Consider the following 13736-nt stretch of genomic DNA (forward strand, 5'->3'; position numbering starts at 1 on the left):
AGGCAAATGAGTTTCTTAGTGGTACGGTGACTGCATGACCGTTGCTGAGACAGGACTGCGCGCACGGACCCGTCGCGCCATCCTCGATGCCGCCTTCTCCACGCTGACCGGCAACTCGGGCGCCTCACTCAGCGATGTCGCCGCGGCCGCCGGGGTCGGCCGCACCACGATCCACCGCTACTTCCCCGAGCGCACCGACCTGATCACCGCGATGTCCGAGGACCTGCTGGAGAAGATCGCCCTGGCCACCAGCCGGGCCAGGCTCACCGACGGACCGGCCATCCAGGTGCTCGACCGCCTCCTGCAGGAGTACTTCGAGCTCGGCGACTACCTCATGCTCGCCTTCACCGAACCGCACCTCATCGACTCGGCCGACTGGGAGAGCGAGACCCCCAGCGACCGCGAGCTGATCGTCATGATCGAGCGCGGTCACGAAGAGGGCTCGGTCGACACGCGAATGCCGGCGAGCTGGGTTCAGCAGGTGATGTGGGCGCTGCTGTATGCCGCGTGGCAGCAGATCCGCGACGAGGAGACCTCCAAGCACGACGCGCTCGGGATGTGCCTGCTCGCCTTCCACAAGGCCGTGGCCGCCTCAGCCTGAGGGCAGCTCGGCCAGCATGATCGGCATCGTGGTGGGCCGCCGCGACCCGCCCGCCGGCTCGACCGTCAGCGCCACCCGCGCCTCCCCTTTCTCCGGTACGGCCCGCAGCATCCCGTCACCGTCGTCCAGCAGCCCCGCCGGGCGGGCGCCCTCCGGCCCCATCAGCCACAACGCGTAGTCCTCTTCCTCCTTCAGGCGCGGCAGCCCGGTCGCGGCGAACACCATCCTGCCCCGCTCCCTGGAGACCACGATGGTGGCCTCGCCCCCGGCGGTGACCGGCCGGCGCAGGATCCGGACGTCGGGGGCGGCCATGACGTCCAGCAGGTCCTCCTGCCGTTCGAGCGCCTCCTGCCGATCAGCGGTCACCGTCTCCAGCCGCTGCTGGCCCTGTACCGCGAGCACCCCGAGGGCGACGGCCGCCGCCGCGGACACGGCCGCCAGCCCCGCCGCCACCCGCCCCCGCCACCCGGGCGCCCCGGACCCGGCCCGGCCGTGCCTTCCGGGCCGGGGGCCGCCCGCTTCCGGCGGCGCGCCAGGTGCGGCCGGCGCCGGCGAGGACCCGGCCCCCGTGGCGCCGGTCCGCTGAGGTCCGGGCCGGTCGGGTCCTGCAGCGCCGGTCGCGAACGGGAGGGTGCCCGTCGGCTCCGCCCTGGGGTACCAGACGGTGGCGCCCGATTCGGCCAGCGGCCAGGGGTGGACGGTGGCGGGGGTGTGGGCCTGCCGTACCTCGGCGGCGGAGGCGAGCACGCGGCGGCGCAAAGCGGCGGGCGGCGGGAGGGCCACGGGGAGCGCGAGGCGGGCGGCCGTCTCACGCAGGCGGCGTACCTCGCCCTGGCAGGCCACGCACCGGACCAGGTGCCGTTCGAACAACTCGCCTTCCAGTTCGGGCAGGGCGTGCACGGCGTAGGCGCCGGACAGGGCGTGGAGGTCTTCGTTCATGGGGTCGCTCCCAGCCGGTACGGCCCGTCGCGCGGTGAGCGCCGCGAACGGGGTGGCGCGTCGCGGCCGTGGCGGGGCGGTCGCGATGCTCACGTCTGTACTTCGGCCCCTCGGGCCCGCCGGATGCCGGGCCTTGCGCTTTTCCCATGTCGTGCGACAATTTCATTGGGTGATGAATTATGAGCTGTGTAATCGCGGGAGGCGGTCCGGCGGGCGCGATGCTCGCCCTGCAGCTCGCCAGGTCCGGCGTCGAGGTGACGCTGCTGGAGAAGCACGCCGACTTCCTCAGGGACTTCCGGGGTGACACGATCCACCCCTCCACCATGGAGGTGCTCGACGAACTCGGGCTCATCGACGACTTCCTCAAGATGCCCCACCGCAAGACCTACCAGGTCCACGCGCTGACCGATGAGGGCCTCCGGCCGGTGGTCAGCCTCAGGGAGCTGCGCACGCCGTACAACTACATCGCGATGGTCCCGCAGTGGGACTTCCTCGACCTGATCACCGGGGCGGCAAAGGAGTACCCGTCGTTCCGGCTGATCATGAACGCCGAGGCGACCGGCCTGATCCGCGAGGACGGCGTCGTGCGCGGGCTGCGCTACCGGGACGCCTCGGGCGAGCACGAGATCAGGGCCGCGCTCACCGTGGCCGCCGACGGCCGGCGCTCCACGCTGCGCGCGGCGGCGGGGCTCGTGCCGAAGGAGTTCGGGGCGCCCATGGACGTGCTCTGGTTCCGCATGCCGAGAGAGGCCGGCGACCTCGACCAGACGTTCCTGCGCCTGGCGCCCGGCCGGCTCATGGTCGCCATCAACCGGGAGACCTACTGGCAGATGGCCTACGTGATCCCCAAGGGCGGCTTCGACCGGCTGCGCGCCCAGGGCATCGACGCCCTCAGGGAGCCGGTACGGCGGCTGCTGCCGTTCCTCGGCGACCGGGTCGGCCTCGTCCGGGACTACGACGACCTCAGCATGCTGACCGTGGCGGTCAACCGGCTGGAACGCTGGCACCTGCCCGGTTTCCTGTGCATCGGGGACGCGGCGCACGCGATGTCGCCGGTGTTCGGCGTCGGCATCAACCTGGCCGTCCAGGACGCGGTGGCCACGGCCAACCTGCTGGCCGGGTCGCTGCGCTCGGGGGCGCCGATCCCGGAGCCGGCGCTTCATTTGGTGCAGCGGCGGCGGCTGTTCCCGGCGCGGGTCACGCAGACCGCGCAGCGGCTGTTCCAGGACCGCGTCATCAGCGTCGTCCTGGAGGACCGGCGCGAGCCACCCCGCATCCCCGCCAACGTGACCGGCGTCCCGATCCTGGGCCCGGCGCTGCGGCGGTTCGTGGGCTTCGGCGTCCGGCCCGAGCACGTGCGCACGAAGGCCCTGATCCGCGCCTAGTCCGGCACGGGCAGGTGGTAGAGGGCGAGCGGAGCGGGCGGCGGCAGGGGCGCGGCCGGTCCGGTGTGGAAGGAGCGCAGCATCAGCCCGGCCAGGCGGCGGGCGGCGGCCACCGCGGTCTCGGCGGAGGCGGCGGTGATGCCGTCGGTGGCCATGAGGATGAGCGAGAGGTCGCTGCGGTCGAACTCGGCGCGTAGCTGGCCCGCCGCCTTGGCCCGCCGTACCAGCTCGGCGAAGCCCCGCTCGGCCCGTTCCCGCTCGCGCCCGAAGTCGACCGCGCCCGGGAACTCCGTCAGGAAGGCCGCCGCGAGGCCGCGGTCGACGGCGTTCATCGCGCACAGCTTCTCGATGAACGTGCGGAATCCACGCCAGGGGTCGGGATCCTCCAGAGCCTCGTCGATCGTCCCCACACAGGTGCCGAGATGCTCGCGGAACACCTCCGACATCAGCGCCTCGCGGGTGGGGAAGCGCCGGTACAGCGTGGCCACGCCGACGCCCGCGCGCCGCGCGATCGCGGCCATGGGCACGTCGAGGCCGCGCGCGGCGAACAGGTCGCCGGCCGCTTCGAGGATGCGCTCGCGGTTGTGCCGCGCGTCCGCGCGCATCTCGATCCGAGAGGATTCCACCGGCATGTTTCTCACATTAGCTCAAATGGAGGGGTCACTCCGTTTAGCGGGCTAGCGTGATGGCATGAGCGAGATGCGCGCGGCCCTTTACGACCGCTACGGCCCCCCTGAAGTGCTGTACGAGGGCACGCTGCCCAAGCCCGTCCCGGGCCCCGGCGAGGTCCTGGTACGCGTCCACGCCGCCACCGTCAACGGCGGCGAACTCATGGGCCGGGCCGGAAAGGTACGGCCGGTCACCGCGCTCGCCGGACCGGGCTGGCCCAAGCGCACCGGGATCGACTTCACCGGCGAGGTCGCCGGCCTGGGCTCACCGATGTCCGGACTGAAGCCCGGCGACCGGGTCTGGGGCGTTATGGCGAGATCCCAGGGCTTCGGCAGCGCCGCCGAGTACGTCGTCGTGCGGCCCCGGCAGCTCGCCTTCGCCCCCGCCGGGCTCGACCTGGTCCAGGCCGCGGCCCTGCCCGTGGGCACGACCGCGATCACCGCGCTGCGCGACAAGGCCCGCCTCGCCCCTGGCGAGCGCCTCCTGGTGCGCGGCGGCGCGGGCGGCGTCGGCAGCCTCGCCGTCCAGCTCGGCCGCGCCTACGGCGCCCACGTCACCGCCCTCGCCGGCGCCGCGAACCTGGATCTCGTCCGCGACCTCGGCGCCCACGAGGCGCACGACTACGCGACGACCGGCCCGGCCGACCTCGGCCGGTTCGACGTGGTCCTCGACACCGTGGGCAGGGACCTGCCCGCGTGGCGCCGCCTGCTGACGCCGCGGGGCCGTATGGTGGCGATCGCGTTCGACACCTCGCGCGTGGCCACCTCGATCGGCTACATCCTCGCCTCCACCGTGTACGGCGAGCAGCGCGTACGGGCCTTCAGCGGCAATCCCACCCACGAACTGTTCGCCGAGCTGACCCGGCTGACGGAGTCCGGGGCGCTCCGGCCGGTCGTGGACACGATCCACCCGCTGTCCGGCATCGCGAAGGCGCACCGGGCGCTGGAGGCGGGCGGTGTCCGCGGGAAGCACGTTATCCAAGTGATATGACCGGTTTACCGGGTTTGACGGGTCGCCAGGTGAGAACCCGTTCTCAGAATGCGGAATCCGGGGTCGGAGAGGAAGGCGGAGTGGAATACCCTCGTTTGTCGTGAGCGCACTGAGCAACCTCGATTCCTGGCGGGCGCTTCCCGCCGCCCAGCAGCCTGACTGGCCCGACCCCGCCGAGCTCGGCAAGGTCGTGGACGAGCTGCGTTCTCTTCCTCCCCTGGTGTTCGCCGGCGAGTGCGACCAGCTCAAGGCTCAGCTGGCCGACGTGGCCCGCGGCCAGGCGTTCGTGCTGCAGGGCGGCGACTGCGCCGAGACGTTCGCCGGGGCCACCGCCGACAACGTGCGCAACAAGCTCAAGACGCTGCTGCAGATGGCCATCGTCCTCACCTACGCGGCCAAGGTGCCCGTCGTGAAGATCGGCCGGGTCGCCGGGCAGTTCGCCAAGCCGCGCTCCAAGGGCACCGAGACCCGCGACGGCGTCACCCTGCCCGCCTACCGGGGCGACATGGTCAACGGGTTCGACTTCACCGAGGCCTCCCGGGTGCCCGACCCGTGGCGGCTGCTGAAGGCGTACCACTCCTCGGCGGTCACGCTCAACCTCGCCCGCGCCTTCACCAAGGGCGGCTACGCCGACCTGCGCCAGGTGCACGCCTGGAACCAGGACTTCGTGCTCGAGTCGCCCGCCGGGCGCCGCTACGAGCAGCTGGCCAGGGAGATCGACCAGGCGCTCGCGTTCATGCGGGCCTGCGGGGCCGACCCGGAGGAGTTCCACACCGTGGAGTTCTACTCCTCCCACGAGGCCCTGATCCTCGACTACGACCAGGCGCTCACCCGCATCGACTCCCGCACCGGCCTGCCGTACGACGTCTCCGCTCATATGGTGTGGATCGGCGAGCGCACCCGTCAGCTCGACGGCGCGCACGTGGAGTTCTTCTCCCGCATCCGCAACCCGATCGGCGTCAAGCTCGGCCCGACGACGACGGCCGACGAGGCGCTCACGCTGATCGAGAAGCTCAACCCCGCCAACGAGCCCGGCCGCCTGACGTTCATCACCCGCATGGGCGCGCCGAAGATCCGCGAACTGCTGCCGCCGCTGGTCAAGGAGGTCACCGCGTCGGGCGCGCAGGTGGCGTGGATCTGCGACCCGATGCACGGCAACACGTTCGAGGCCCCGAGCGGCCACAAGACGCGCCGCCTGGACGCCGTGCTGGACGAGGTGGCCGGCTTCTTCGAGGTGCACCGCGCGCTCGGCACGCACCCGGGCGGCATCCACATCGAGTTCACGGGCGACGACGTGACGGAGTGCGTGGGCGGCGGCCAGGAGATCGTCGAAGACGACCTCGCCCTCCGCTACGAAACCGCCTGCGACCCGAGGCTCAACCGCTCCCAGTCCCTGGACCTGGCCTTCCGCGTCGCCGAGCTTTACCGCTCCGTCTAGCGACGCATCTGTCGCGCGCGTCTGTTCCAAGCGCCTTTTCCGTTACGGCGGGGCCGGCTTGCCCGCCCCGCCGTACCTCCTTTCCCTCTGTCGAGCGATGGTCGTGAGGGCTCACGGAGTCGCTCGCCGTAACAACTCCGCTCTTGACCGGCGCCACGCCCCCGGTTCGGCGGGGTTTGGGGGTGTCAGGGGAGGTGGATGGAGGGGTCGGGGTGGGTGGGGACGGGGCGGCGGGTGGCCTGGCTGGTGGAGGTCCAGAAGACGCCGGCCGTGATCGCCATCAGGATGACCAGCCAGAGTGCCGCTCGGCCCATCCGCAGGCCGTAGCCGCACAGCAGCCACGACAGGGCCAGCCACCATCGCCGTGACGCCCCGGCCTTGCGGCGCATCTCCATGGCGCCGAAGGCGAAGTCGCTGGCTATGGACTCGTCGTCCAGGCCGGCCTGCAGGCCGGTGTAGAGGATGGCGAGGCGTTCCGCGCTGGCGGCGGTCTCGCCGGGGGCGGTCCAGCCTCTTAACAGGTGTTCGTCGGCCAGCGAGCGGCGGCGGGAGAACCAGCGCATCGGCGGCCACCGCAGCCCGAAGCGGACGCCGCTGGGCGTGAACGCGAAGGCGCAGTCCTTCAGGCGCAGGCCCGCCGGGTCGCTGTAGCCGGCGAAACGGCAGGTGGACAGGTCCAGGCCGGTCAGGTTGAGTGCGGGGGCGTTCACCTCGCGAAGGGACGTGAGGGCGGCACGGCCCCGGCCGGAGATGGCGGACGGGTGGTGCAGCACCGCGGATTCCAGGTCGGCCTGGGCGTCGGTGAGGCGCAGCAGCAGCGGGCCGGTGATCTCGGCGTGGCGCAGATCGGCGCCCGAGCCGGTGACGCACAGGTCGAGTCCCGACTCGGCGTGCACGTGGGCGGCAGAGAGGCGGCCGGTGACCGAGACGTAGACGTTGCCCAGGAAGTGGGCGGCGTCGAAGGCCACCGGGCCGACGACCTTGCGGCAGGAGAGCGTACGGCCGAAGCGCGCGCCGCGGAAGCCGGCGCCGTCACCGACGATCGCGGCGTCGAAGGTGGCGAACCCGTCGAACCGGGTTCGCTCGCAGGACAGGCCGCGGCCGCAGGCGGTCTGGCTGAACAGGGCGTCGCGCGCCAGGACGGCCCCGTCCAGCGACAGGTGGCCGCGGACCCTGACCCCGTGAAAGGACAGTTCGCGGGCGAAACGGGCGCCGGCCAGAGAGACGTTGCCCTCGAAGCGAGCGCCGAAGAAGGACGCCAAGCGGTCGAACCTGGCCCCGTCGAGGGAGACGTCGCCGAGGAAGGAGACTCCGGCGAAGCGCGTCTCGCAGGTGAAGTGGGCGCGGTCGAGGCGGGTTCTGCCGGGTCTGCGTCCGGTGGCCTCCAGGACCTGGTCCAGGAGTTCGGCGTCGATGGTGGTGCCGCGGAGGTCCACGAGGCGGCCGGGGGTTAAGGTGCGGAGCACCTCCGCGCGCGCCTCGGGCGTGGCGTGGAGCAGGCAGGTGCCGTGAGGCTGGTGTGCGAAGCCTGTGCAGGCGCCGGAATGCGCGCAGGTGACCCAGTCCATGCAGTGGTCATACCCGGGGACCGCGCCGGTCAAGGTTAGCCGTATCAACGGTCTATCCACCTTCATGCGGATATTTACGACACCAAGTGCCCTTAATACGCTGGTCATCCGTGTTTTATCCCCAGACAACGACCCACGCCCACCCCGCTGCCGGCGCCCCGGCCACACCCGCCCTCACCACGGACACACTCCGCCCTCACCACGGTCAGCGCCACGGCCACACTCGCCCTCGCCATGGTCGGCCGCCCCGCCCAACCCGCGCTCGCCACCACGGCGGCAGCGCTCTCGAACAGCGGGCTGGAGGCGGTCGCGACAGTACCCTGACGGCCTTCCAGCAGCCGGTGACCGGCAGCGGCCACGGCAATCGGGGTGGCTACGGCGAGGCCACCGGAACCCCGGCGCGCGTGGAGCCTGGTGTGCGGGCCCGGCGGGACATGGAATGCTGGAAAGCGGTGAGTGGTTGACACCGTTGCAACTTCAACGACGATACGAGGAGCCACTTGTGGCGACTATCGAAGTAACAGAGAAGAACTTCAACGACATCGCCGACAAGGGGATCGTCCTGCTCGACTTCTGGGCTGCGTGGTGCGGGCCTTGCCGTACCTTCGGGCCGATCTTCGAGAAGGCGTCCACGAAGCACGACGACATCACCTTCGGCAAGATCGACACCGAGGCCCAGCAGGCGCTGGCCCAGGGCTTCGAGATCACCTCGATCCCGACGATCATGGCCATCCGCGATGGCATCGTCGTTTACGCCCAGCCCGGCGCGCTTCCGGCTCCGGCCCTGGAAGACCTGATCGGGCAGGTGCGGGCGCTGGACATGGACTCCATCCGGTCCGAGCTGGCCGAGGAGCTCAAGAAGGCCGACCAGACCTGACGGCTTGACCCTCCGGACCTCGCCCTTTCGTCGACGGCGAGGTCCTTCTCACGTCCCCGGCCAGAAGCGGTCACCGCCCAGAGCCCGCCTCCGGTGACGCCGACCCTCAAGACGTGGCAAAGGCGGCCAAGGTTCTCCACCCGTAGCCGCCTCACCACGCTCTGAGCGCCGCGTCGGCGAGCAGCCCAGCGATGGAGACCGGCGCAACGTGCAGTGCCGCCTAGTGAGGCGATGCGCGCGACGCACCAGGCCCGTCGCGCCGGGGATACCTGCCAGGCCCGGCGACCGGGGGCTCTCCAGCCGTAGCCGCCTCACCACGCTCTGAGCGCCGCGTCGGCGAGCAGCCCGGCGGTGGAGACCGGCGCAACGCGCACGGCCGCCGAGTGGGGCGATGCGTGGCACGCCGACATGGCGGAGCCGACCCGGGGCTCTCCAGCCGTGGCCACCCCTCCGCGCTTTGAGCGCCGCGTCGGCGAGCAGCCCGGCGGTGGAGATCGGCGCAACGCGCACGGCCGCCCGCTGGACGGGTCCGTGGTCGGCGCGGTGCGGGGGGCCGGGGGTGGGTTAGGGCAGGGTGGTGAGGAGTTCGGCGATCTTGGTGAAGTGGTGGGTGCGCCAGCCGCCGCCCATGATCTTGCGGCTGAACCGCTGGGCCGGGTCGTCCGGGTCGAAGCCCTCGTGGTCGAGGAAGACGCGGGTCCCCCTGCCCTCGCCCTCCAGGCGCCAGCTCACCGTCCAGTCCGCCTTCTTGCGGTCGCTCCAGCTGATCTTCAGGAGCTTTCCCGGCTCGATCTCCAGCACCCGGCAGTACACGATGCCGTCGAAGCCCACGTTCGGGCGTGGCTCGGTGGTGAAGGTGAACTCGTGGCCGATCTCCAGCCGGAAGCTGTTGGGCATCAGCCACCTGGCCATCAGCTCGGGGTCGGTGAGGGCGCGCCAGACCTTGGCGGGCGGGTGGGCGTAGAAGTGGTCGACGCGAATCGCGGTCAGGTCGTCAGTCATCATCCTGCTCATCCATCGTCTCGGGCATCTCGTCGAGGACCGTGCCGAGTGCGGCCAGCCTCTCCCGCCAGAACCGCTCGTACGGGCTGAGCCAGTCGCGCAATTGCATCAGCGGCTCGGCCTCCAACCGGTAATGGCGCTCGCGTCCCCGGCGGGCCTCGGCCACCAGGCCGGCGTCCCTGAGGACCTTCAGGTGCTCGGACACACTGGGGCGGCTCATGTCGAACCGTTCGGCCAGCCGCCCGGCCGGCTGGTCCCCCTCGCGCAGCAGTAGCTCCAGCAGCCGCCGCCGCGCGGGACTGGCCAGTGCGGCGAACAGGGCGTCGGAGGACATCAGCTCTGGCTGACGACGTAGCCGTTGCCGAACGGGTCCTGGAAGAGCAACTGGCGTCCCCAGGGCTCGTCGGACGGGCCGTCGGCGGTGGTTCCCGCCGACCTCAGGCGTTCGGCCAGGTCGTCGAGGTCGGGCGCGGTCAGGATGAGGCCGCCGATCGGGGCCATCTCGGGGAACCACGAGGCGAGCAGCAACGTCGTCGTACTGCCCTCCGGCGCGACGGTGAGCCAGCGGCCCATCGGGAACGGGTTGTCGGTCCTGATCCCCATGCCGAGGGGGCCGGTGTAGAAGGCCAGGGCCGTCTCCTGGTCGGCGACGGGGATGGTCACGGTGGAGATTTCCATGTCGGCCACTATGCGTAGGAAATATCCTACATATCAATATCGGGGGAATCCCTGATGAGTCCCCGAGGCCGTCGTCCGTAGAATCGAGGCATGCTCATCGACGACTACGTGGCCGATCTGGGCCGGGCCCTGTACGGGCCGACGGGACCCAGGCGCGACATGGTCGTCGAGGCCCGCGACAGCCTGATCGACACGGCCGACGCCTACGAGGCGGACGGGCTGGCGCGCGAGGAGGCCGAGCGGCTGGCCGTACAGGAGTTCGGGAGTGTCGAGGAGATCGCGCCCGAGTACCAGAGCGAGCTGACGGCGTGCGCGGGGCGCAGGCTGGGCGGGCTGCTGTTCGTGAGCGTGCCGCTGACGGCGCTGGCGTGGGCGATGCTCTGGCGGGTGTTTCCGCTGGATCCGGCCATCTGGGCGCAGAAGCCGGCCTGGTTCGGCGCGATCTCGCTGGCGCTGGATCTGCTGCAGGTCGCGGTGGGCGTGAGCGGCGGGCTGTCGCTGCTGGCCCTCGGGCGCGGCGCGCGGCTGCTGCCCAAGGCGCGGCTGGTGACCCGGTCGCTGGGCGGGCTGGTGCTGGCCATGCTGGCGATCACCACGATCTTGGGCATGATCCTGACGATCGGGGTGAAGGGGCCGATCGGCTTCGCGGCCTATCCCCCGGGCGTCATGGTGACGGCGGTGAGCTACGTGCTGGCCGGGGTGCAGTTCTACTGCGCGGTGCGGTGCCTGCGCATCACGAGGACGGCCGTAGCACACCACTGATCGTGGCGGTGAACTCCCGCCAGGCGGATCGCTCGCCTTCGAGCTGCCGCCTGCCGGAGCCGGTGAGCCGGTAGGTGCGGCGTTTGCGGCCGCCGACCGTCGCCCATTCGCTGGCCAGGTAACCCACGCGCTCCAGCTTGCGCAACGCCGGATAGACCGTGCCCGTGGGCACGCTGAGCGCGCCGCCGCTGCGTTCCTGCAGGGCTTCGATGATCGCGTAGCCGTGGAGTGGCTCGTGCTCCAGCACGGAGAGCAGCAGGGCGTCCAGATGGCCGCGGAGCGCGTCCGGGTTCATGGCGACAATCCTAGGTTCCCGTTCGTCATATAGACAGTCTACATGTAGGCTCGCTATATGTAGGCAGACACAACAACAACGGGGACGGAGTCCATGGAGGCACTGGATCTGGCGCGCACGCAGTTCGCGCTGACGGGCAGCCTGCACTTCCTGTTCGTGGTGCTCACGCTGGGACTGGCCCCGCTGGTGGCCATCCTCAACACGCGCTGGGTGCTGTCGGGCAAGCGGCTTTATGAGGGAATGACCCGCTTCTGGGGCCAGATCTACGTGATCAACTACGCCCTGGGCATCGTGACCGGGCTGGTGATGGAGTTCCAGTTCGGGCTCTCGTGGAGCGGGCTGTCGCACTACGCCGGCGACGTCTTCGGGGCGCCGCTGGCCATGGAGACGCTGGTGGCGTTCTTCCTGGAGTCGACGTTCCTCGGGCTGTGGATCTTCGGGTGGCACCGGCTGCCCAAGAAACTCCACCTGGCCTGCATCTGGATCGTCACGCTCACCGCCTACGCCAGCGCGTTCTACATCATGGTCGCCAACTCCTTTTTGCAGAACCCGGTCGGCTCCGTCGTCAAGGGCGACCACATGGAGCTGGTCGACTTCGGGGCGCTGGTGACCAATCCCGCGCTGGTCCTGGCCTTCCCGCACATCATCGGGGCGGCGTTGTTCACCGGCGGCATGGTCTTCGTCGGCGCCAGCGCGTACCAGCTGAGGCGCCGCACCCACGAGGGAGAGTTCTTCACCAAGTCGCTGCGCACGGGCGTGGCGACCGCCGCGATCGGCATCACGCTGGCGGTCGTCGCCGGCTACGCGCAGTTCGCCGTGATCGAGACCGACAAGTTCGAGAACAACGTCGGCGCCGCCGTCGGGCTCGGCTTCATGATCGAGCTGGGGCAGCTGCTCTGGTTCGTGGTGATGCTGGTGATGCTGCCGCTGGTCCGCTGGCTGCCCACCTGGCGCTGGACCTACCCGATCCTCATCATCATGACGCCGCTGCCGTTCGTGCTGTCCATCCTCGGCTGGATGGCCAGGGAGATCGGGCGCCAGCCCTGGATGATCTGGGAGAAGCTCACCGTCGCCGACGCCATGTCCCCCGGGCTCACGTCCGGGATGATCACCGCCTCTCTGATCGGGTTCGTCGCCGTGCTCGGCCTGCTGGCCGTCGTCGACTACGTCCTCATCGTCCGCGTGGTACGGCGCGGCCCCGCCGACCTCGCCCTCGGCGCCCCCGCCGAGGACCGCCGGCCGGCGATGAGCCTCTAGGAGCCTTCACATGGAACTGATCTGGTTCGTCATCTTCGCCGTGCTGCTGGCCGGCTACTTCGCCCTGGAGGGCTTCGACCTGGGCGTCGGCCTGCTGATGCTGGGCCGCCCCCAGGAGCGCAGGGACCGGATGGTGGCCGCCATGGCGCCGTACGTGCTGGCCAACGAGGTGTGGCTGGTCGCGGTGGCCGGGGCGCTGTTCGGGGTCTACCCGATGCTGGAGGGGCCCGTGCTGTTCGGGCTCTATCCGATCGTCGTGGCGATGCTGCTGTCGTGGGTGCTGCGCGACGCGGGGCTGTGGTTCCGCCGCCGCATGGACGGGGCCGGATGGCGCTCGTTCTGGGATCTCATGATCACGCTGGGCTCGCTCGGGCTGTCGGTCGGGTGGGGTGTGGCGCTGTACGCCGCGGCCACCGGGTTCACCGCCTCGTTGCTGCACCCGCTCGGGCTGGGACTCGGCGCGCTGCTGGCCGTGGTGTTCGCGGTGCACGGGCAGGCGTTCCTGAACTGGCGTGAGGGCGGGAAGGCGGTGCGGCTCCTGCTCACCGGCCTGGCCGCGGCGGCGCCCGTGATCGCCCTGCTCATCGGGTCGGCCGGCTTCCTCATGGCCTCGTCGGCAGCCGGTTCCAGCCTGAATGTGCTCAGTTTCATGGTGTTGCCGTTCGCGCCCATCATGGTCGGCGCGCAAGTATGGGTCTGGCGGACCTTCCGGGGCGCCATCCGTACTCCGTCGTTCTTCTGAGGACTCGTGCACAAAGATCTCCTGCGGCTCATGCGGGCCGAGCAGTCGGTGCGCAGGCATCTGGCCGTCACCCTGGCCGCCGCCACGCTGGCGGGACTGCTCGTGCTCGTCCAGGCCGAGCTTCTGGCCGGGGTGCTGTCCGGCAGGTTCACGCTGGCGGCGCTGGGCGTGCTGGCGCTGGTCGTCGGGTTGCGGGCGCTGCTCGGGTGGAGCCAGGGCGTGTTCGCCGGCCGTACCGCGACCGGGGTGAAGTCGGCGCTGCGCGAGCGATTGCTCGGCCGGCTGCGGGAGATGGGACCGGCGCGCCTGGCCGGCCACCGCTCCGGTGAGCTCGTCACGCTGGCCGGGCGCGGGCTCGACCGGCTCGACCCGTACCTGACCGGCTACCTTCCCGCCATGGCGGTCGCCGGGGTGGTGCCGCTCGCGGTGCTCATCCGGTTGTTCGCCGCGGACCTGGCCAGCGCGGTCATCGTGCTGGTCACGCTGCCGCTCATCCCCATCTTCGGCGCGCTGGTCGGCATGCACACCAAGGC

General features: G+C 70.8%; 16 protein-coding genes. 9 read left to right on the plus strand and 7 right to left on the minus strand.

What is annotated here, in order from left to right; genetic code table 11:
- Window positions 1–34: 34 nt before the first annotated feature.
- The gene (locus tag ACFWY5_RS24845; RefSeq protein ID WP_379626923.1) at window positions 35–601 is read left to right on the plus strand and encodes a TetR/AcrR family transcriptional regulator; all 567 of its coding nucleotides are present in this window, start codon (window positions 35–37) and stop codon (window positions 599–601) included.
- On the opposite strand, the gene ACFWY5_RS24850 is transcribed toward ACFWY5_RS24845, so the two are convergent.
- Window positions 593–1540, minus strand: a complete 948-nt coding sequence (locus tag ACFWY5_RS24850; protein WP_379634616.1) for an anti-sigma factor domain-containing protein — start codon at window positions 1538–1540, stop codon at window positions 593–595. The genes ACFWY5_RS24845 and ACFWY5_RS24850 overlap by 9 nt on opposite strands.
- Before the next feature lie 179 nt (window positions 1541–1719).
- On the opposite strand from ACFWY5_RS24850, the gene ACFWY5_RS24855 reads away from it, so the two are divergent.
- Window positions 1720–2925: an FAD-dependent oxidoreductase gene (locus tag ACFWY5_RS24855; protein WP_379634618.1), complete on the plus strand. Its 1206-nt coding sequence runs from the start codon at window positions 1720–1722 to the stop codon at window positions 2923–2925.
- On the opposite strand, the gene ACFWY5_RS24860 is transcribed toward ACFWY5_RS24855, so the two are convergent.
- Window positions 2922–3557: a TetR/AcrR family transcriptional regulator gene (locus tag ACFWY5_RS24860; RefSeq protein ID WP_379626916.1), complete on the minus strand. Its 636-nt coding sequence runs from the start codon at window positions 3555–3557 to the stop codon at window positions 2922–2924. The genes ACFWY5_RS24855 and ACFWY5_RS24860 overlap by 4 nt on opposite strands.
- Window positions 3558–3624: 67 nt before the next feature.
- Between ACFWY5_RS24860 and ACFWY5_RS24865 the strand changes: the two genes are divergently transcribed.
- Complete coding sequence (locus tag ACFWY5_RS24865) at window positions 3625–4584, plus strand: NAD(P)-dependent alcohol dehydrogenase (protein ID WP_379634644.1); 960 nt, start codon at window positions 3625–3627, stop codon at window positions 4582–4584.
- Between the two features lie 100 nt (window positions 4585–4684).
- Entirely contained in the window at window positions 4685–6022 is a 1338-nt protein-coding gene (locus ACFWY5_RS24870; RefSeq protein WP_379626914.1) for a class II 3-deoxy-7-phosphoheptulonate synthase, read from the plus strand.
- Between the two features lie 185 nt (window positions 6023–6207).
- Here ACFWY5_RS24870 and ACFWY5_RS24875 read toward each other — a convergent pair whose 3' ends face one another.
- Window positions 6208–7590: a pentapeptide repeat-containing protein gene (locus ACFWY5_RS24875; RefSeq protein ID WP_379634620.1), complete on the minus strand. Its 1383-nt coding sequence runs from the start codon at window positions 7588–7590 to the stop codon at window positions 6208–6210.
- A 502-nt stretch (window positions 7591–8092) separates the two neighbouring features.
- Here ACFWY5_RS24875 and ACFWY5_RS24880 point away from each other — a divergent pair.
- On the plus strand, window positions 8093–8467 hold the full coding sequence (locus ACFWY5_RS24880; protein ID WP_379626905.1) for a thioredoxin family protein: 375 nt from the start codon (window positions 8093–8095) through the stop codon (window positions 8465–8467).
- 564 nt (window positions 8468–9031) lie between these two features.
- Here the strand turns inward: ACFWY5_RS24880 and ACFWY5_RS24885 are convergent.
- From ACFWY5_RS24885 to ACFWY5_RS24895, 3 genes are read right to left on the minus strand one after another with little or no spacing between them, the layout of a single operon-like run.
- A complete protein-coding gene (locus ACFWY5_RS24885) occupies window positions 9032–9472 on the minus strand; it encodes an SRPBCC domain-containing protein (RefSeq protein WP_379634622.1) in 441 nt (146 codons plus the stop codon).
- Window positions 9462–9803 carry an ArsR/SmtB family transcription factor gene (locus ACFWY5_RS24890; protein WP_379634624.1) on the minus strand — a complete coding sequence of 114 codons (342 nt, stop codon included), beginning with the start codon at window positions 9801–9803 and terminating at the stop codon, window positions 9462–9464. Before ACFWY5_RS24890 ends, ACFWY5_RS24885 begins: the two co-directional genes overlap by 11 nt.
- Window positions 9803–10147 carry a VOC family protein gene (locus tag ACFWY5_RS24895; protein ID WP_379634626.1) on the minus strand — a complete coding sequence of 115 codons (345 nt, stop codon included), beginning with the start codon at window positions 10145–10147 and terminating at the stop codon, window positions 9803–9805. The genes ACFWY5_RS24890 and ACFWY5_RS24895 overlap by 1 nt, the downstream gene beginning before the upstream one ends.
- Window positions 10148–10237: 90 nt before the next feature.
- On the opposite strand from ACFWY5_RS24895, the gene ACFWY5_RS24900 reads away from it, so the two are divergent.
- Window positions 10238–10909, plus strand: coding sequence for a permease prefix domain 1-containing protein (locus ACFWY5_RS24900; protein ID WP_379634628.1), 672 nt, complete (start codon window positions 10238–10240; stop codon window positions 10907–10909).
- On the opposite strand, the gene ACFWY5_RS24905 is transcribed toward ACFWY5_RS24900, so the two are convergent.
- Entirely contained in the window at window positions 10881–11204 is a 324-nt protein-coding gene (locus ACFWY5_RS24905) for a helix-turn-helix transcriptional regulator (RefSeq protein WP_379626893.1), read from the minus strand. The genes ACFWY5_RS24900 and ACFWY5_RS24905 overlap by 29 nt on opposite strands.
- 93 nt (window positions 11205–11297) lie before the next feature.
- On the opposite strand from ACFWY5_RS24905, the gene ACFWY5_RS24910 reads away from it, so the two are divergent.
- The 3 genes from ACFWY5_RS24910 to ACFWY5_RS24920 all read left to right on the plus strand — a co-directional run.
- Window positions 11298–12461: a cytochrome ubiquinol oxidase subunit I gene (locus ACFWY5_RS24910; RefSeq protein ID WP_379634630.1), complete on the plus strand. Its 1164-nt coding sequence runs from the start codon at window positions 11298–11300 to the stop codon at window positions 12459–12461.
- Window positions 12462–12471: 10 nt separating this feature from the next.
- Complete coding sequence (locus tag ACFWY5_RS24915; RefSeq protein WP_379634632.1) at window positions 12472–13203, plus strand: cytochrome d ubiquinol oxidase subunit II; 732 nt, start codon at window positions 12472–12474, stop codon at window positions 13201–13203.
- A gap of 6 nt (window positions 13204–13209) precedes the next feature.
- A partial coding sequence (locus tag ACFWY5_RS24920; RefSeq protein ID WP_379634634.1) for an ABC transporter transmembrane domain-containing protein occupies window positions 13210–13736 on the plus strand: 527 nt, incomplete at its 3' end.

Source organism: Nonomuraea sp. NPDC059007, assembly GCF_042740555.1.
Lineage (GTDB): Bacteria > Actinomycetota > Actinomycetes > Streptosporangiales > Streptosporangiaceae > Nonomuraea.